18 protein-coding genes are annotated in these 17,134 nt (G+C 60.5%); 13 read left to right on the top strand and 5 right to left on the bottom strand.

Annotated elements, in window-relative coordinates:
• The first annotated feature begins 299 nt into the window (after positions 1-299).
• Positions 300-2,549, top strand: coding sequence for a polyribonucleotide nucleotidyltransferase (locus ESZ53_RS00315; RefSeq protein ID WP_129071009.1), 2,250 nt, complete (start codon positions 300-302; stop codon positions 2,547-2,549).
• Positions 2,550-2,738: 189 nt separating this feature from the next.
• Positions 2,739-2,924, top strand: a complete 186-nt coding sequence (locus tag ESZ53_RS00310) for a hypothetical protein (protein WP_129071008.1) — start codon at positions 2,739-2,741, stop codon at positions 2,922-2,924.
• Between the two features lie 73 nt (positions 2,925-2,997).
• Here the strand turns inward: ESZ53_RS00310 and ESZ53_RS00305 are convergent, their stop codons facing one another.
• Positions 2,998-3,531 (bottom strand): YbhB/YbcL family Raf kinase inhibitor-like protein, encoded by a 534-nt coding sequence (locus ESZ53_RS00305; RefSeq protein WP_246837336.1) that lies wholly within the window; start codon positions 3,529-3,531, stop codon positions 2,998-3,000.
• Positions 3,532-3,724: 193 nt separating this feature from the next.
• On the opposite strand from ESZ53_RS00305, the gene ESZ53_RS00300 reads away from it, so the two are divergent.
• Entirely contained in the window at positions 3,725-4,717 is a 993-nt protein-coding gene (locus ESZ53_RS00300; protein ID WP_129071006.1) for an aldo/keto reductase, read from the top strand.
• Positions 4,718-4,815: 98 nt separating this feature from the next.
• On the opposite strand, the gene ESZ53_RS00295 is transcribed toward ESZ53_RS00300, so the two are convergent.
• Positions 4,816-5,406: a TetR/AcrR family transcriptional regulator gene (locus tag ESZ53_RS00295; RefSeq protein ID WP_129071005.1), complete on the bottom strand. Its 591-nt coding sequence runs from the start codon at positions 5,404-5,406 to the stop codon at positions 4,816-4,818.
• 313 nt (positions 5,407-5,719) lie between these two features.
• Here ESZ53_RS00295 and ESZ53_RS00290 point away from each other — a divergent pair, with 313 nt between their 5' ends.
• Together ESZ53_RS00290 and ESZ53_RS00285 are read left to right on the top strand one after the other, a co-directional pair.
• Positions 5,720-7,090 (top strand): pitrilysin family protein, encoded by a 1,371-nt coding sequence (locus tag ESZ53_RS00290; RefSeq protein ID WP_129071004.1) that lies wholly within the window; start codon positions 5,720-5,722, stop codon positions 7,088-7,090.
• Between the two features lie 18 nt (positions 7,091-7,108).
• Complete coding sequence (locus ESZ53_RS00285) at positions 7,109-7,711, top strand: histidine phosphatase family protein (protein WP_129073432.1); 603 nt, start codon at positions 7,109-7,111, stop codon at positions 7,709-7,711.
• 28 nt (positions 7,712-7,739) lie between these two features.
• Here the strand turns inward: ESZ53_RS00285 and ESZ53_RS00280 are convergent, their stop codons facing one another.
• Positions 7,740-8,234, bottom strand: a complete 495-nt coding sequence (locus ESZ53_RS00280; RefSeq protein WP_129071003.1) for a GNAT family N-acetyltransferase — start codon at positions 8,232-8,234, stop codon at positions 7,740-7,742.
• Between the two features lie 120 nt (positions 8,235-8,354).
• On the opposite strand from ESZ53_RS00280, the gene dapB reads away from it, so the two are divergent.
• Together dapB and ESZ53_RS00270 are read left to right on the top strand one after the other, a co-directional pair.
• Positions 8,355-9,107 (top strand): 4-hydroxy-tetrahydrodipicolinate reductase, encoded by a 753-nt coding sequence (gene dapB, locus ESZ53_RS00275; RefSeq protein WP_129071002.1) that lies wholly within the window; start codon positions 8,355-8,357, stop codon positions 9,105-9,107.
• Entirely contained in the window at positions 9,104-9,553 is a 450-nt protein-coding gene (locus tag ESZ53_RS00270) for a hypothetical protein (protein ID WP_210403815.1), read from the top strand. The genes dapB and ESZ53_RS00270 overlap by 4 nt, the downstream gene beginning before the upstream one ends.
• Positions 9,554-9,638: 85 nt before the next feature.
• On the opposite strand, the gene ESZ53_RS00265 is transcribed toward ESZ53_RS00270, so the two are convergent.
• The gene (locus tag ESZ53_RS00265; protein WP_129071001.1) at positions 9,639-10,550 is read right to left on the bottom strand and encodes a TIGR01777 family oxidoreductase; all 912 of its coding nucleotides are present in this window, start codon (positions 10,548-10,550) and stop codon (positions 9,639-9,641) included.
• Between the two features lie 2 nt (positions 10,551-10,552).
• Positions 10,553-10,978, bottom strand: coding sequence for an OsmC family peroxiredoxin (locus ESZ53_RS00260; protein WP_129071000.1), 426 nt, complete (start codon positions 10,976-10,978; stop codon positions 10,553-10,555).
• Positions 10,979-11,064: 86 nt separating this feature from the next.
• Between ESZ53_RS00260 and ESZ53_RS00255 the strand changes: the two genes are divergently transcribed.
• The 6 genes from ESZ53_RS00255 (at position 11,065) to ESZ53_RS00230 (ending at position 17,103) form a co-directional block, all read left to right on the top strand.
• The gene (locus ESZ53_RS00255; protein WP_129070999.1) at positions 11,065-11,874 is read left to right on the top strand and encodes a thymidylate synthase; all 810 of its coding nucleotides are present in this window, start codon (positions 11,065-11,067) and stop codon (positions 11,872-11,874) included.
• 14 nt (positions 11,875-11,888) lie between these two features.
• Positions 11,889-12,473, top strand: a complete 585-nt coding sequence (locus ESZ53_RS00250; RefSeq protein ID WP_129070998.1) for a dihydrofolate reductase — start codon at positions 11,889-11,891, stop codon at positions 12,471-12,473.
• Positions 12,474-12,482: 9 nt separating this feature from the next.
• Positions 12,483-13,457, top strand: a complete 975-nt coding sequence (dapA, locus tag ESZ53_RS00245; protein ID WP_129070997.1) for a 4-hydroxy-tetrahydrodipicolinate synthase — start codon at positions 12,483-12,485, stop codon at positions 13,455-13,457.
• Positions 13,458-13,550: 93 nt separating this feature from the next.
• Complete coding sequence (locus tag ESZ53_RS00240) at positions 13,551-15,227, top strand: ribonuclease J (RefSeq protein WP_129070996.1); 1,677 nt, start codon at positions 13,551-13,553, stop codon at positions 15,225-15,227.
• 227 nt (positions 15,228-15,454) lie between these two features.
• Positions 15,455-16,378: an efflux RND transporter periplasmic adaptor subunit gene (locus ESZ53_RS00235; protein ID WP_210403814.1), complete on the top strand. Its 924-nt coding sequence runs from the start codon at positions 15,455-15,457 to the stop codon at positions 16,376-16,378.
• A complete protein-coding gene (locus ESZ53_RS00230) occupies positions 16,378-17,103 on the top strand; it encodes an ABC transporter ATP-binding protein (protein WP_129070994.1) in 726 nt (241 codons plus the stop codon). The genes ESZ53_RS00235 and ESZ53_RS00230 overlap by 1 nt, the downstream gene beginning before the upstream one ends.
• Positions 17,104-17,134: the final 31 nt, after the last annotated feature.

Here is a 17,134-nt window from a genome sequence, read left to right as displayed (position 1 = left end):
CACCGAAGCAGGCACCGAAACCGTGTCGCGCGCCAATCTCTAGGGCTTCTCAGGCCGCCAGTGATACGATTGCGGCTAGTTGCCCACGTTGTTGTAGGGCAACAAACGGAGCAGGCTGGCAAGAAGCTGGTCACCGGTGGTAATTTTCCGAGTCGTTCGGAGGCTTTCTACTGTTGGCCAGACACGCGCCGCCACTCTAGGCATGCGCGTGAACCATCGCGTCCTTCTGCCCGCTCCTGCTCCTTGACGAGTCGCTCACCACACGGGTGCGCGACGTAAAACAAAGGAGAAACCCCCGCATGGAGGGTCCAGAAATCACATTCGCCGAAGCCGTTCTCGATAACGGCAAGTTCGGCAAGCGCACCGTGCGCTTCGAAACCGGTCGACTCGCTCAGCAGGCACAGGGTGCCGTCGCTGCGTACCTCGACGAAGAAACAATGATCTTGAGCGCCACGAGCGCGGGTAAGCACCCGCGTGAGGGCTTCGACTTCTTCCCGCTCACCGTGGATGTCGAAGAGCGTTCGTACGCTGCCGGCAAGATCCCCGGAAGCTTCTTCCGTCGCGAGGGTCGTCCCTCGACGGAAGCGATCCTCGTCTGCCGTCTCATCGACCGTCCGATGCGTCCGACCTTCGTTGAGGGCCTCCGCAACGAAGTTCAGATCGTCATCACCGTTCTGAGCATCGCTCCGGACGAGTTCTACGACGCACTTTCGATCAACGCCGCATCGCTCAGCACCCAGATCTCAGGACTCCCGTTCTATGGTCCGGTTGCCGGCATCCGCATGGCTCTGATCAACGACCAGTGGGTTGCCTTCCCGAAGCACAGCCAGCTTGCTGACGCTGTCTTCGACCTCACCGTTGCTGGCCGCATGGTCACCAACGACCAGGGTGAAGAAGACATCGCCATCATGATGGTGGAAGCAGAAGCTACCGAGAACAGCTGGGAGCTCATCAAGGCTGGCGCCACGAAGCCCGACGAGACTGTTGTTGCTCAGGGTCTCGAAGCATCCAAGCCCTTCCTCAAGCAGCTTGTGAAGGCTCAGCTCGAGGTCTCGACCAAGGCTGCCAAGCCCGTTGCCGAGTTCAAGCTCTTCCCGCCGTACTCCGACCAGGCGTACAACGCGGTCAGTGAAATCGCTGAAGCTGAGCTTCGCGATGTCTACAAGATCGCTGACAAGATCGAGCGCCAGACCGCTGACGATGAGCTCAAGGCTCGCGTCAAGGCTGAGGTTCAGTCCAAGGTTGACGCTGAAGAACTCAGCGAAGACGTTCTCGGCATGGTTGGCGGAGCGTACAAGGCCGTCAGCAAGAAGGTCATGCGTACTCGCGTACTCACCGAGGGCATCCGTATCGACGGCCGTGGCTTGAGCGACATTCGTGCGCTCGATGCTGAGGTCGAGGTCATTCCTCGCGTTCACGGTTCGGCAATCTTCCAGCGCGGCGAGACTCAGATCTTGGGTGTCACCACGCTGAACATGCTCAAGATGGAGCAGCAGATTGACTCACTGGCACCAGTGACCAAGAAGCGCTACATGCACCACTACAACTTCCCGCCCTACTCGACTGGTGAGACCGGTCGTGTTGGTAGCCCGAAGCGTCGCGAGATCGGGCACGGCTTCCTTGCCGAGCGCGCCATCGCACCGGTGCTTCCTGCTCGTGAAGACTTCCCTTACGCGATCCGCCAGGTATCCGAGGCTCTCGGCTCCAACGGTTCAACGTCGATGGGTTCCGTCTGTGCATCGACTCTGTCGCTGCTCAACGCTGGTGTGCCGTTGCGCGCACCGGTTGCGGGTATCGCTATGGGCCTGATTTCGGATGAGGTCGACGGTGAAACTCGCTACGCAGCTCTCACCGACATCCTCGGTGCTGAAGATGCTCTCGGCGACATGGACTTCAAGGTTGCCGGTACGAGTGAGTTCATCACTGCTATCCAGCTCGACACCAAGCTCGCTGGTCTGCCCTCGTCGGTTCTCGACGGTGCACTCAAGCAGGCTAAGGAAGCGCGTACCGCGATTCTTTCGGTGATCAACGCTGCAATCGACGCTCCTGACGAGATGGCCCCCACGGCTCCTCGCGTGATCTCGGTTCAGATCCCGATCGACAAGATCGGTGAGCTCATCGGGCCCAAGGGCAAGAACATCAACCAGATCCAGGATGACACCGGAGCCGACATCTCGATTGAGGATGACGGAACGGTCTACATCGGCGCTGTCGATGGTCCTTCTGCCGAGGCTGCACGCGCGGCGGTTAACGCCATCGCGAACCCGCTCAACCCTGAGGTTGGCGAACGCTTCCTGGGTACGGTCGTCAAGATCGCTACCTTCGGTGCATTCGTATCGCTCACCCCGGGCAAGGACGGACTGTTGCACATCTCTGAGGTTCGCAAGCTTGCCGGTGGCAAGCGTGTGGAGAACGTCGAAGATGTACTCGGAGTCGGCCAGAAGATTCAGGTTGAGATCACCAAGATTGATGACCGTGGCAAGCTCTCGCTCGCACCCGTCACTGACGAGGCTGACGCAGAAGCAGCGGCTCCCGCTGACGAAAGCTAAGTCCCGCTAAACGCAGGTCACGCTGAGCGCCCATCCTCATAGAGGATGGGCGCTCAGTCGTTAACGGTCGCCCCGGGGCGTTGCGGGAGTTTTTCTTTTCCTCAGATGCAGCAGTTGCGGGGGTAGTCACCCTAGTCTGCCCTTCGTTGGGGTCCCCCATAGTGGGGTGTTGGGCACTATCCTGAGCGAGTGACCCGAATCACTACACCTTTTGATGTCTTCATGAGCGATATGCTCCTGTGGCTCGAGACCGCTTGGTACCTCTGGGCAGCCCTCGGCATAGTTATCGTCGTCGTGGTCGTCAGCGTGGCTGTTGCAAAGATGCGCAGCCGTGGCTACGAACGCGTTCCGCATTACTACCGTCGTAACACCTAAGAAGACCCCTCGCGCTATCCCGACTGCCCGCACGACCGCTGCGGGAAGCTAGTCGTGCCCGTCTTCTGCAGCGCTACTCGGCCGGAGTGCTGGAGTATCCGATTAGTTGCGCACGCGCCACGACATGATCGCGCAGCGCGAAGCCCAACATAGCGGGGGTGCTGCCCGGGGCAAGATCGAGGCGCTCGACGTTAAGCGCGCTCACGGTGAATACGTAGCGGTGGGGCCCGTGGCCAGCGGGTGGGGCGGCGCCCTGGAACGCTTCGAGGCGGAGTTCATTCGGAACGGTTATCGCGCCATTCGGCAGGAGTTGAGATTCCGGGTTGCCGGCGTCCTGCGGCAGCGACTCCACGGAGGCGGGGATGTTGTAGACAGCCCAGTGCCACCATCCGCTGCCAGTGGGGGCATCCGGGTCGTAGGTGGTGAGTGCGAAGCTCTTGGTGCCGGAAGGGAAGCCGTGCCAATGAAGAGTAGGGGAGCGGTCTTCACCGCCGGCGTTGGCGATGCCGGATCGAGCGAACGTGGGGAGCTCTCCTCCGGCTTCGAAGTCGGGACTCTCCAGAGTGAACGACGGTACCTCGGGCAGTTTCCAATTGGGGTCATTCACGGCAGTGGTCCTTTCGATTACTGAAACTCGACTGTGGCCATTATGGCGAGAATGACCGCGAGGCGACACCGCGGTGGGGGTTGACGAGCTCATCACGGCGTATTTCGACACGGACTAATAACGATCTGTCTGTCCTCCGCCTACTGGGGCAGTCGACGACATATTCTTAGCAAAAGCCTTGTGGGAGGCCGTTATGACGCAAGTGCACCCGACGCGATCACTGCCGGGTTCCACTCGTGTGCGCCCAGTAGCGGGGCAGCACTTTTCGACCCGAGTCATCGGGTCTTCTGACCTTCGAGTTTTTCCGCTCGCGCTGAGCGGAAACATCTTCGGCTGGACTGCAGACGACGCGGCGACGTCGTCCATTCTGAATACTTTTGCCGATGGCGGTGGCAACTTCATCGATACGGCTGACTCGTATGCTTCTGGTCGCAGCGAGCTCATGATCGGCAAATGGATGCGCACGCGTCGCAATCGCGATCAGATCGTGGTTGCGACCAAGGTGGGTAAGAGTCGCGATAACCCGGGCATGGACTCCTCCGCAATAAAGCGTTCCGTGGATGCCTCTCTCGCGCGCTTGGGTACGTCACACATTGACCTGTTGTACCTGCACGTCGACGACGAATCTGTCGACTTCGATGAGACATTGCTCGCGGTCGATGAGCTAATTGGCGAGGGGAAGGTTCGCTACTTTGGCGGCTCTGATCACACCGGCAACCGCCTCATTCAGGCCCGTATCGCGTGCGGTCAAATGGGCGTAGCTCCGATGGTGGCAGTGCAAGCTCATTACAACCTGCTCCACCGTCAGGAGTATGAAACTGGGCTCGCGCATGTCGCGGCGATTCAGGGGCTCGGCGTTATGCCGCGCTTCGCGCTAGCCAGCGGTTTCCTGAGCGGTAAGTACCGCCAGCGCGCCGATCTCGCGCTCAACTCGCGTGGCCACGATGCTGCGCAGTACTTGCGTCGTCGCGGAGTCAAGATCCTGAACGCGCTCGATGAGGTTGCTGACGAGCAAGACGAGAGCGTAGCTACCATCGCGTTGGCGTGGTTGCTGAATAAGCCAGGTATTGTGGCGCCCGTAGTGAGCGCGAGTCGTGCTGAGCAGGTCCCCGAGCTTATTGCTGCGGCGCGAGTTCAGTTGACCCGGCACCAGTCGGCCGAGCTCGACCGGGTCTCTGGCTACTAACGCGGACTCGGCGGGGGCGCCAGCAGGGCCGAGCGCGCGACGGTGACAACGCTGCACGGCCGCACTGCGGCCGCGAGCGTGGTAACGAACGTGGGTTGTCAGACCTTGACGGCGTCGTTGAGCACTCGCTTGACAACGCGAGCCATCGCGGCGCCGGCAGCAATGGTGTCTCCGGCATATCCGCCGGCAAGAGCGCCGTCTTTAGCGAGCATGAGCTCGTCAGCGGCGTCACCCGCAAACGGGTGTTCTGCTGCGCGCATGAGGTCGTACAGCGTCTCGTTGTACCAGTCGCGATGGTCGGCGATGAGTACACGCACGGGGTGCGTCGGGTCGGGAAACTCTGCGACGACATTGAGGAACGGGCAGCCACGAAAGTCGGGCTTCGTTAGCTCGCCAGCAACCGATTCGAGGAGGCCGAGCACGGCATCGTGAGGCGAGGCGGCATTGTCGATGATCGACTGCACCTCAGCTTCGACCGCAGCCCGGCGGCTCTTGACGTACTCAAGGATGAGGTTGTCTTTTGAGCGGTAGTGCTTATAAAAAGTTGCCTTGGTCACGCTGGACTGGGCGATGATGCGATCTACACCGACGTTCAGAATGCCGTCTTGGTAGAAAAGTATGTTGGCCGTGACGAGGATGCGGCCTTTGGCCGGAGCGCGCTGCGCAGTCTCAAGAGTCTCAAATACCATCGCAGCGCACTCCTTCCGTGGAGGTTCGGATCAGGAACGTTTCCCCACTGTGTGCATCGCAAGAATTCGGGTTCAAGCGATGCGGCTTATTGAATGTGAGCGAGTTCGGGTCTCGCTCACATGGTTTACATCACCGGGTTCGGGTCCCGGTGATGGGTTGTCGGCTTCGGGTGCCTAGAAAGAACATTACCACGTGAGGACATACAGACAAGTCTGTCTGTCCTCATTTTTATCCCCCAATTTGGGGGACGTAAACGTGACTAATCCACGCTCTTGCCGTTGCGAGACCCGCAATGACGTAGGCTCATAGGTGATGAGCGACGCTGTAATTCTTCCTCTTGACCTTCCCGAACTGTCGTTCACCGCAACCGGCGACAGTCTCGTTCGTAGAACTGTGTTGCCGAGCGGTGTGCGCATTCTCAGTGAACAAGTACCGGGCGCACGCAGCGCAACGGTCGGCTACTGGGTAGCAGCAGGCTCTCGCGATGAGCATCCCGAGACCTACGGTGCGACACACTTCCTAGAGCACTTGCTTTTCAAAGGCACCGCGTCGCGTTCTGCCCTCGATATCGCGGTGAGCTTTGACGCGGTCGGCGGCGAACACAACGCCATGACGGCCAAGGAATACACCTGCTATTACGCCAAGGTGCAAGACATCGATTTGCCGATGGCGATCGAAGTCATCGGGGACATGCTCACCTCAAGCCTCATCGATCCCACTGAATTCGCTAACGAACGCGGTGTGATTCTCGAAGAACTGGCGATGGCGGATGACGACCCGACCGACGTCGCAAGCGAGCGTTACTTTGAGGCCGTCTTCGGCGCGCATCCGCTCGGTCGTCCCATTGGTGGCAGCCCCGAGACAATCAACGCGATCTCTCGAGAAGCCGTCTGGGATCACTACCAGTCGAACTATCGCCCCCAAGATCTCGTCATCACAGTGGCGGGAGCGGTCGATCACGACGAGCTCGTGGCTGCTATCTCGTCGTGCCTCGTGGCGGCAGGCTGGGATCTGTCTACCGAAGCGGCTCCGGTCGCCCGCCGAGACCTTTCTCGCAGTGCTCACTCCACGGTTCTAACACCGGGCCAGCGCCTGCACGTGACCCAGCGACCGATCGAGCAAGCGAACATCATTGCCGGCGTCGAAGGGCTCTCCGCCACCGACAGCCGCCGTGCCACGATGACGGTGCTGAACTCCATTCTGGGCAGCGGCATGTCGTCGCGACTCTTTCAAGAGGTGCGCGAAAAGCGGGGCCTCGCGTACTCCGTGTACTCCTTCTCGCCCAGTTACTCTGACGCTGGAGTTTTCGGCATCTATGCCGGATGCTCGCCCGCCAAGGCCAGCCAGGTGACAGACCTCATGCTCGAGGAGTTCCACAAAATGGGCACGGCTCACGTGACCGACGAAGAAATCAGTCGCGCTATCGGTCAATTACGTGGAGCATCCGCCCTCGCGCTTGAAGACTCCGACTCGCGCATGTCACGCCTCGGACGCAGCGAACTCACCCTCGGTGAATTCATCGACCTTGATGCATCGATCGCCCGCATCTCTGCGGTCACCGCCGACGACATCCAAGAACTTGCTCAAGAACTTTCGTCGCGCCCTCTCTCTATCGCAGCAGTGGGCGCCGTCAACGAAGAGATGTTCTCCGGCATCGATCTCGGCAGCGCTGCCGAGAGCTAGATCGACAAAGGAATGATGATGGCCCATTACTTGTATCTCGTGCGGCACGGCGAGCAGCAAGACGCAGAGCACGGTTTACCCGACGGCCCGCTGTCGGGCAAAGGCGTCCGGCAAGCTCAAGCGATCTCTGAGCGGCTGAGCGGGGTGCCGTTCACGCGAGCGTTCCATTCTCCGCTCCAGCGGGCCGCTGAAACCGCCGCGATCATGACCGAGCGGATGCCCGCCCTCGAGTCACAGCCGACGACGCTGCTGATGGACTGCATTCCCAGCGGTCCCACGCACGATATGCCTGCCGCTTTCGAGCCATTCTTCGGTTCGATTACCGACGAAGAGATCGATGCCGGTCAAGCGCAAATGGAAGACGCCGTTGCAGAATTTCTCACTCCGGCACGGGAAGACCGTCACGATCTGCTGATTACGCACAACTTTGTGATCTCGTGGTTCGTGCGAGAGGTACTCGGCGGCGATCAGTGGCGGTGGCTCGGGCTCAACCAAGCTAACTGCGGTCTCACGATCATCCGGGTGCGCAGTGCTAAACCGCCCGTTCTCGTGAATCACAACGACCTCGGCCACCTTCCCGTTGAACTACGCACCGGAATGCCGAGCGAACAGCCGTACTAAGCGCCTGGTCCTTCACATGACGTGAGGCCTAGTTCATCGATACGAGCGTCTTGAGATACCAGGTCGTCGCATTGGGATTGTCGTTGTACGGCGCGCACGGTTCGAACCCGCTTGAGCGGTAAAGCCCACCAGCCGCGGCAAGGCTCTCGTTGGTGTCGAGCACGAGCTCGGTCGCTCCCCAAGCACGCGCACGACGTTCTAGTTCGCCCAGTAGATCTCGCCCGAGTCCTGCTCCGCGACCCTCGGGCCGCACCCAGAGATGCTTGACCTCGAAGCGGCCGGGCTCCAACTGGCGGATGCCGCCACAGCCCAGAGCGCGGCGTTCAGTGCCATGGTCGGCATCGCTGCCATCCGGCTCGATCACGACGAAAACCCCGTGCGGTTCGGTGAACTGCTCGACGCGAGGGAACGTCGTGACGTACCCCGACGGCGTCGGAAAGGTCTCAGCGCGATAGCTGAAGTACTCGGTGAGCAGTTCGATAGCGAGAGCATCCGAGACAGGGAGAGAACGAAACTGAGGCACACGACCACAGTACTCTCGGCCGTGGGGAGCGCATGCCGGCTGCCCACTCACTGGCACACGCTTCAACGCTAGTAGCCGGGGGGAGTCGGCGAGGCTACTCAGCGTTGGTAGATTTGAACCATGACAATGAAAGTAGCGGTAGTCGGCGCAACCGGCCGTATGGGCACATACATCAGCGGCGTGGTTGAGGCATCCGCTGAATTCTCGCTCGTGGCCTCTCTCAACTCGCGCTCAGAGCTCAGCGACATGCTCGTGGCCGACATCGTGGTGGATGTCACCGAGCCCAGTGTCTCGCCATCGGTTGTCGACTTCGCCGTGCGTAATGGCAAGAGCGTCCTCGTCGGTACCTCAGGCTGGAGTGAGGATCGAGTGCAAGGCTTACGCTCGCTGCTCGCGGATACCCCTGAAATCGGCGTCGTGATCATCCCCAACTTCTCGCTTGGCTCAGCACTCGCGACGTCGTTCGCAGCCTCAGCGGCACGCTACTTCGACTCGATCGAGATCATTGAGAGTCACCACGCAGCCAAGGTCGACTCGCCCTCCGGAACCGCCGTCCGTACAGCGGAACTTATGGCCGACGCTCGCCGCGAACGCGGTCCCGCACTTGCTCCGCACGTCGACCAGCGCGCACGCGGCGAACAAGTTGCCGGAATCCCCGTGCACAGCCTGCGTATGACGGGCGTCATCGCCCATCAGCAGGTTATTTTCGGTGGCCCGGGAGAAGTGCTCACGGTCGATCACCGCACAATGTCGCAAGACTCGTACGAAGCGGGCATCCTGCTCGGCCTGCGCGCTGTGCCCACTGCTCAGGGGGTCACCGTTGGTCTCGACCAGCTCATCGATCTTTCCCCGGCAGGATCGGCCTTCGAGTGAAGACCCGAATCGCGGCCCTCGTCATGGTGGCGCTGCTCACGATCTACCTGATCTTCGTCATCAACTATGCGACGATCCTGATTCGAGCAGCCGAGCCCGTAGTGAACGCGATGGGCTGGGCATTGTTGGTGCTGCCCCTCATCGGATTCTGGGCGCTCGCGGCTGAAATGTTCTTTATTGTTCGCGCTGAACGTCTTCTCGCGACGCTCACCGCCGAGGGAGCCTTGCCGGATGAGGTTGTGGAGTTGCTCCCGAGCGGTCGCCCGGACCCCGCTGCGGCGGATCGCGCTTTCGATCGGTACCGCACGGAGACAGAGGCTGAACCCAGTTCCTGGCGTACGTGGCTGCGCCTAGGCATCGCGTATGACGCCGCCGGAGACCGGGGGCGAGCGCGCTGGGCTACTCGTCGCGCTATTGCGCTGTCGCGCGGTAAAACCCCGCGCTAGCCCATGACGCCGGCCGGTTTCCCCGACCCCGGCCCCGGCTCGACTAGTGACTAGTGACTAGTGACTAGTGACTAGTGACTAGTCACTAGTCGACAAATGCGTCGATTGCCTGCTCGATGGTGGTGTGAGTGAACGTGAACCCGGTGCTCGCCAGAGTCGGAGATTGAACATTCTCGTCGACCAAAATAAGGTCCTTGCCAGCGTCGCCCAGCATCCGAAATGCGAAACTCGGCACGGCGAACCAGTGCGGTTTGTTCATCTCGCGCGCTAGCGTTCGGGTGACGGTTTCGGCGGTAGCGGGTGTTGGGCCCACGAGAGATACGACTCCAGAAAATTCGCTACCGAGAAGGTGCACGATCGCGGCGGCCTCGTCATGCAAGCTGATCCAGGGCCAGTACTGCGCCCCGCTTCCGAGCCGACTGCCTACGCCGTAGCGGGTCAACAGATTGAGCGGGGTGAAGGCTCCGCCCTTTCCTACGACGATTCCGGTACGAAACATGACGAGTCGAGTTGTCGGCGGCGTGAGACGAGCTGCTTGCTCCCACGCGTAGACAACGTCGCTCAAGAATCCAGTGCCCTTGCTCGACTCATCGGTGAGTACTTCACCAGGCCGGCTACCGAAAAAGCCCACGGCTGAACCGCTCAAAAACACCGACGGCGGCGCACTGGCGCGGCGAATCGCTTCGGCGAGCAGGCGGGTTCCATCGACGCGCGAACGGAGGATCTCGCGCTTGTAGCCGGGAGTCCACGGGATCTTTCCTGTGGACGCTCCCGCAAGGTTGATGACGGCATCCGCTCGCTCGATGGCGCGATCGTCGATTGTGCCAGCGCTGGGATCCCAGCGGAATTCGTCCGCACCCTCCGGTTCACGGCGCACGAGACGCAGTACTTCGAAGCCGGCGGCTTCCAACTGCGACACGAGTTCGGTGCCGATGTAGCCAGAAGCACCCGCAACAAGGACGCGGGAGACATCAGGAACAGAAGTCGGTTCGCTCATGCTTACGCCAGGCTCGCTTCGAGGGTGATGGGGATGCCAGAGAGGGCGCGCGAGACGGGGCACCCTTCTTTCGCTTCGTTTGCCAAGCGCTGGAAGTCTTCGTCGCTGAGATTCGCCACCGTGGCGCTCACGAGCAAGTGGCTTCCCGTAATGCCTTCGGCCGGATCAAAGGTGACTGCCGCAGTCACTTGAAGGCTCTCTGGGGGAGTGCCGTTTTCCGCGAGTCCGTTAGAGAACGCCATCGCGAAGCACGACGCGTGCGCGGCCCCGAGCAGTTCCTCGGGATTGGTCGTTCCTTCTTGACCTTCGGATCGTGCGGCCCACGTCACGGGGAATTCTGCAGCGTCAGAGGAATCGAGAGACGTCGTTCCTTTGCCGCTGAACAGGTCTCCGAACCAGAGTGTTGTTGCTTCGCTCGTTACAGGCATTGCCGTTCCTTTCGTCGTTTCCAACCCTAGGCGTTGGCTGCGCGGCAGGGGTGAGAAAGCCGTGTGAAGTACGTACTATTGATGCGATGGCAACCACGATCGCAACACCCTACGAAGACTTGCTGCGCGATACGCTCACCAACGGCGTCGCTAAAGGAGATCGCACCGGCACTGGCACGCGCAGCGTGTTCGGGCGCCAGTTGCGGTTCAATCTGGCGGAGGGCTTTCCGCTCATCACGACCAAGCGCGTTCATTTCAAGTCGATTGCCTATGAGCTCTTGTGGTTCTTGCGCGGCGAGAGCAACGTGTCATGGTTGCGCGATAACGGCGTCTCTATCTGGAACGAATGGGCGGATGCCGCTGGCGAACTCGGCCCCGTCTATGGCGTGCAGTGGCGTTCTTGGCCCACCCCCTCCGGCGAACAGATCGATCAAATCTCTGAGGTCATCGAGCAGATCAAGACGAACCCCGATTCTCGACGCCTGATCGTTTCGGCGTGGAACCCCGCTGACATCCCCAGCATGGCGTTGGCGCCCTGCCACGCGTTCTTCCAGTTTTATGTCGCCGACGGCAAGCTGTCGTGCCAGCTCTACCAGCGCAGCGCCGACCTTTTCTTGGGTGTTCCCTTTAATATCGCGAGTTACGCGCTGCTCACCTACATGGTGGCCGAGCAGACAGGGCTTGAAGTGGGAGACTTCGTCTGGACCGGCGGCGATTGTCACATCTACGACAATCACGTCGAACAAGTGACCGAGCAATTGGCTCGGAAGCCCTACGCCGCACCACAGCTGAAGATCACCAGCGAGCGCGCGAACATTTTCGACTACGTCTACGACGATTTCGAGATCGTGGGCTATGAGCACCATCCCGCCATCAAAGCGCCGGTCGCGGTGTGAGCGAGAGTTTCCCGGTGAGCGAGACAGTTGCCCCCGTCTCGGTTGCGCTCATTTGGGCACAGTCCGCTGGCGGCATCATCGGCCATAACGGTTCGATGCCGTGGCATCTTCCCGAAGATCTCGCGCATTTCAAGGAACTCACGCTCGGCAGCCCGGTGATGATGGGGCGCAAAACGTGGGATTCCTTGAATCCCCGCTTTCGTCCGCTACCCGGACGCCGCAATATCGTCATCACGCGCCAAGAAGAGTGGAACGCGCCAGGGGCTGAAGTCGCTCACACCGTGACATCTGCTCTTGAGCTGGCGGCGGCATCCGCTGCTTCCAGCGATCGGGTCGCTGCCGATCGCGCGCAGAAAGATGTCGCTGAAACTGTCTGGGTTATCGGTGGCGCTGAGATCTTTGCGTCGGTGCTCAAGAGTGCAGATCGCCTCGAAGTCACAGAGATTCATGAAACATTCGAGGGCGATACTCTGGCGCCCGAACGCGGAGACGAGTGGATGCTCGTCGCGAGCGATCCGAGCGACGGCTGGCACACTTCCGCCACTAATCTTCGCTATCGATTCCTGCGTTACGAGAATCAGCAGGCTCAGCAGCGGTAGCCTAGAGGGGTGACTATTGAGAATCCCTTCGGCCAAGTCCTTGTTGCGCTCATCACGCCCTTCACCGCAGACGGTGAAGTCAGTTGGCCTGATGTAGAGAAGCACATTGACGATGTGATCAGTTCCGGCGCAGACGGCATCGTCGTCACCGGCACCACGGGGGAGACGAGCACCCTCACTGACCCCGAGAAGATCAAGCTTGTGGAGGTCGCTAAGTCGGTCTCCGGCGGGCGCGCCAAGGTCATTACCGGCGGGGGCTCAAACGAGACTGCTCACGCCATCGAACTCTACAAAGCCAGCGAGAAGGCCGGCGCCGACGGTGTCATGATCGTTACTCCGTACTACAACAAGCCGACCCAGGCCGGAGTGCTCACCCATTTCCGCATGATCGCGGATGCGACCGACCTGCCGGTCATCATGTACGACATTCCCGGCCGCACCGGCATCCCGATCACCTTCGAAACGATTCTGCGGGCGGCGAAACACCCGAATATTCTCGCGGTCAAAGATGCGAAGGGCGACTTCAGCGAGGTCAGCCGTGTGCTCAACCAGACAGACCTCTTGTACTTCTCAGGCGACGACTCGAACGCTCTTCCGCACATGTCTATCGGTGCTTCTGGCCTCATCGGTGTCACGGCGAACATCGCCCCGGCCCCGTACCGCGTGATGGTCGATGCCGTAAACGCGGGCGACCTAGCCACCGCTACTGCGGCGCACCAAGCTTTGGAACCTCTCGTACGTGCGGCAATGACGCACGTACCCGGCACCGTCGCGGCCAAGTACATTCTTCATGGCTTGGGCCGCATTTCGAGCCCACGGGTTCGCTTGCCGCTCGTCGGGCCTGAAGATGCCGAAGCCGCGATGATCGAGGATGAGTTGGCGTTGGTGGGCGAGATCAAGGGGCTTGACCTCACCAACTTCCGCCCTGACCGCAACGCGGCCGCTGGCGGAGCTCTCCCGAAAATCGCGGGAGCAACGCGCTAGCTTTCTCCGCGAGGAGTAGGCTCTGCCCTGGGCTAGGCCCACATTTTTAGCACGGGGGCTGACGGCCCCACACCACTAACTGCAAGGTACTGAATGCCCGTTTCTGTTTATGACCCGCCCGCACTCGAGAAGGGCACGCTTCGTGTGACCCCGATTGGTGGTCTCGGCGAAATTGGTCGCAATATGACCACGTTCGAGATTGACGGCAAGATCCTCATCGTGGACTGCGGTGTGTTGTTCCCCGAGGAACACCAGCCCGGTGTCGACCTCATCCTGCCCGACTTCAGTTCGATTCGGGACCGTGTTGACGACGTTCTCGGCATCGTGCTCACTCACGGCCATGAAGACCACATCGGCGCTGTTCCGTATCTCTTGCGCTTGCGCCAAGACATCCCGCTGATCGGCTCCACGCTCACGCTCGCTCTCATCGAGGCCAAGCTCAAAGAGCACCGCATCAAGCCGTACACCCTCAACGTTGCTGAGGGTCAAAAAGAGAAGATGGGGCCGTTCGATCTCGAGTTCGTCGCGGTTAACCATTCGATTCCGGATGCGCTTGCCGTCGCCATCACCACTGTTGCCGGCACCGTGCTGCACACCGGTGACTTCAAGATGGATCAACTGCCGCTCGACAACCGCATCACCGACTTGCGTGCATTCGCCCGTCTCGGTGAAGCGGGCATCGACCTGTTCCTCTCTGACTCGACCAACGCTGACGTTCCCGGCTTCACGCCGAATGAGCGCGACATCGGCCCGGTTCTCGAAGCCGTTATCGCCAAGGCTCCGCGCCGCGTTATCGTCGCCAGTTTCTCCAGCCACGTCCACCGTGTGCAGCAGGTTCTGGATGCCGCGATCGCCAACAACCGCAAGGTTGTTCTTATGGGGCGTTCGATGGTGCGCAACATGGGTATCGCGGCCGACCTCGGGTTCCTCAAGGTGCCCGACGGAGTGCTGTTGGACGCCAAGAAGGCCGTCAACTACCCCGACAACCAGCTCGTCTACATGTCCACGGGTAGCCAAGGTGAGCCGATGGCTGTGCTTGCGCGGATGGCGAATATGGAACACCAGATTGAGGTTGGCCAGGGTGACACCGTCATTCTCGCGTCGAGCCTCATCCCGGGTAACGAGAACGCGGTGTACCGCGTCATCAACGGCCTCACGAAGCTGGGCGCCAATGTCGTGCACAAGGCCAACGCCAAGGTGCACGTCTCCGGTCACGCTGCCGCGGGGGAGTTGCTTTACTGCTACAACATCCTGCGCCCCAAGAACGTTCTGCCGGTTCACGGCGAGTACCGCCACTTGGTAGCGAACGCGAACCTCGCTATCCAGTCCGGCGTGCCAGCCGAAAACACGATCATTGCCGAAGACGGCACCGTGATCGACCTCAAGGACGGTCACGCTGCCGTCGTGGGCCAACTCGATGTCGGACTCGTCTACGTCGATGGCTCCAGCGTCGGTGAGATCACGGATGCTGACCTCAAAGACCGTCGCGTCCTCGCCGAAGAGGGATTCATTTCCATCTTCGTGGCCGTCGATGCGCAGACGGGCAAGGTCATCGTCGGACCCGAGATTCAGTCTCGCGGTTTCGCTGAAGACGAGAAAGTGTTCGATGCGGTGCTGCCGCAGGTTGTCAAAGCGCTCACGGATGCCGCAGCTAACGGAACGCGCGACACTCACGCGTTCGCGCAGGTCGTTCGTCGCACGGTCGGCCGCTGGGTCAACACGCAGCACCGCCGTCGTCCCATGATCGTTCCGGTCGTCATCGAGGTTTAACCCCTTCAGTAATGGCGCGGAGGCTGTGGCTTCCGCGCCATTGTTGTGCGCCCGGAACTAGCGGGGGTCAGCGCGACACAGTGGGGGAGAACAGAGGCCGCGTCACGCTTGTTTTTCTCCCACTTTGGTGATGTGATGTGAAGATTGCTCGGCTGTGCGGGTCGGGAACAATCGGATTCGGAGACTCCATGGGTGTTGCGCGCAGATGGGTTTTCCCCATTATCTGGATGGTTATTTTTAGCGTTATCGCTGCAGCATTGGTTAAATTCGCCTTCTTTGGCGATGCGCTGAAAGCCGACGATCTCGAGTTTCCGACGGTGGCGATCGAGGAACCGCACTACGAGGTGGTCACGGGCACGATCCGCAACGATGTCTCGCTCAGCGGCAGCATTGCCCCAGCGGCGACCGTTCCGATTCCCGCAACGCTGTCCGGTGAAGTTCGAGAAGTCGCGGTGTCGTCGGGACAGTCCGTCAAGAAGGGCGAGGAGATTCTCAAACTTCGCGCTGACGTTATGAACTCTGACGGTACGGCGGGTACTCAGTGGAAGATCGTTGAGGCGCCGGCAACGGGAAAGCTCACTGACTTCACGGCCCTTGTCGGTTCATCATTCCAAGTGGGATCGCCTGTAGGCGGCGTTGCGCCGCCCACCTACATCGTTAGTGGAACGGTGCCTTCAGAACAGCTCTACCGCCTCATTGACCGCCCGAAAGACGCGAGCGTCGCTATCAACGGCGGCCCGGCGCCCTTTACCTGCACGAAGCTTGCCATCTCTTTCGCTGAAGAAAGCGATTCTGCGGCGGAAGCGACATCCGGCCCCAGCGTCTCGTGTACGGTGCCGAAGGACGTGGTCGTGTTCCCGGGTCTTACCGCCGAGATCACGATCGCGGGCGGTGTTGCTGAGGACGTGCTCATTGTGCCGATAACGGCTGTCGAGGGAACCGCACTCTCTGGCAACGTGTATATCGTGCTGCCCGATGGAACTTCTGAACTTCGCGAAGTAACACTGGGCCTGAACGACGGCATCAACGTTGAAGTCGTCTCAGGCCTCGACGAGGGCGATACGATTCTGCAGTTCGTTCCCGGGGCCGAGGCTCCGGAAGTCCTTCCCGATAACTGCTATCAGGAGAACGATGAAGTGGTGTGCTTCTAATGCCCCTACTCTCCCTGCAGGGGGTCACGCGTTCTGTTGAACTCCCGGATTTTTCACGGCTGGACATCCTCAAGGGAATCGACCTTGATGTCGAAGTCGGCGACCACCTCAGCATCGTCGGACGGTCGGGGTCCGGAAAGTCCACGCTCCTCAATTTACTGGGACTCATTGACAACCCCTCGACCGGCAGTATCGCGTTCGATGGCGAACCGCTGGAAAAGCTTTCGGGAAGTAAAAGGGACCGTAAACGGGGCCGGGATGTGGGGTTCATCTTTCAGCAGTTCAATCTGCTCGCGGGGCGAACCGCTCTCGAAAACGTAATGACTCCACTGCTCTATGCGTCCGGTAGCCAATTCTGGCGACGCCGGGCACTCGCGAGCGACATGCTCGAACGTGTCGGCTTGGGAGACCGGATGTCCTCCATGCCCGACAAGCTGTCTGGCGGCGAGCAGCAGCGCGTTGCTATCGCGCGTGCTCTGGTACGCAGCCCGCGCCTGATTCTCGCTGACGAGCCCACGGGAGCTCTCGATGTGGAAACAGGAAAGACAGTCATGGCGCTACTCGATGACGTGGCAGAACAATCAGGCGCTGCGCTCATTACGATTACGCACGATCCCACTGTTGCCGCACTCGCGCGCAGACACTACCGGCTCGATGATGGCGTTCTTCAATCCATCGATGTGCGCCGGATCCTCGCCACGAGTCTTCCCGAGGCAGCGCTATGAGGTGGTGGCGTCGAAAGAAAAAGACAGCAGC

The organism is Salinibacterium sp. UTAS2018 (assembly GCF_004118935.1).
Classification (GTDB): domain Bacteria; phylum Actinomycetota; class Actinomycetes; order Actinomycetales; family Microbacteriaceae; genus Rhodoglobus.
This window is presented reverse-complemented; position numbering and strand designations above follow the sequence as displayed.

What these genes read in the sequence shown, in the direction of transcription:
- ESZ53_RS00315 (WP_129071009.1), top strand. Translation starts at nt 300, where the DNA reads ATGGAGGGTCCAGAAATCACATTCGCCGAAGCCGTTCTCGATAACGGC.
- ESZ53_RS00300 (WP_129071006.1), top strand. Translation starts at nt 3,725, where the DNA reads ATGACGCAAGTGCACCCGACGCGATCACTGCCGGGTTCCACTCGTGTG.
- ESZ53_RS00295 (WP_129071005.1), bottom strand. Translation starts at nt 5,406, where the DNA reads ATGGTATTTGAGACTCTTGAGACTGCGCAGCGCGCTCCGGCCAAAGGC.
- ESZ53_RS00290 (WP_129071004.1), top strand. Translation starts at nt 5,720, where the DNA reads ATGAGCGACGCTGTAATTCTTCCTCTTGACCTTCCCGAACTGTCGTTC.
- ESZ53_RS00285 (WP_129073432.1), top strand. Translation starts at nt 7,109, where the DNA reads ATGGCCCATTACTTGTATCTCGTGCGGCACGGCGAGCAGCAAGACGCA.
- dapB (WP_129071002.1), top strand. Translation starts at nt 8,355, where the DNA reads ATGACAATGAAAGTAGCGGTAGTCGGCGCAACCGGCCGTATGGGCACA.
- ESZ53_RS00265 (WP_129071001.1), bottom strand. Translation starts at nt 10,550, where the DNA reads ATGAGCGAACCGACTTCTGTTCCTGATGTCTCCCGCGTCCTTGTTGCG.
- ESZ53_RS00260 (WP_129071000.1), bottom strand. Translation starts at nt 10,978, where the DNA reads ATGCCTGTAACGAGCGAAGCAACAACACTCTGGTTCGGAGACCTGTTC.
- ESZ53_RS00255 (WP_129070999.1), top strand. Translation starts at nt 11,065, where the DNA reads ATGGCAACCACGATCGCAACACCCTACGAAGACTTGCTGCGCGATACG.
- ESZ53_RS00240 (WP_129070996.1), top strand. Translation starts at nt 13,551, where the DNA reads ATGCCCGTTTCTGTTTATGACCCGCCCGCACTCGAGAAGGGCACGCTT.
- ESZ53_RS00235 (WP_210403814.1), top strand. Translation starts at nt 15,455, where the DNA reads ATGGTTATTTTTAGCGTTATCGCTGCAGCATTGGTTAAATTCGCCTTC.
- ESZ53_RS00230 (WP_129070994.1), top strand. Translation starts at nt 16,378, where the DNA reads ATGCCCCTACTCTCCCTGCAGGGGGTCACGCGTTCTGTTGAACTCCCG.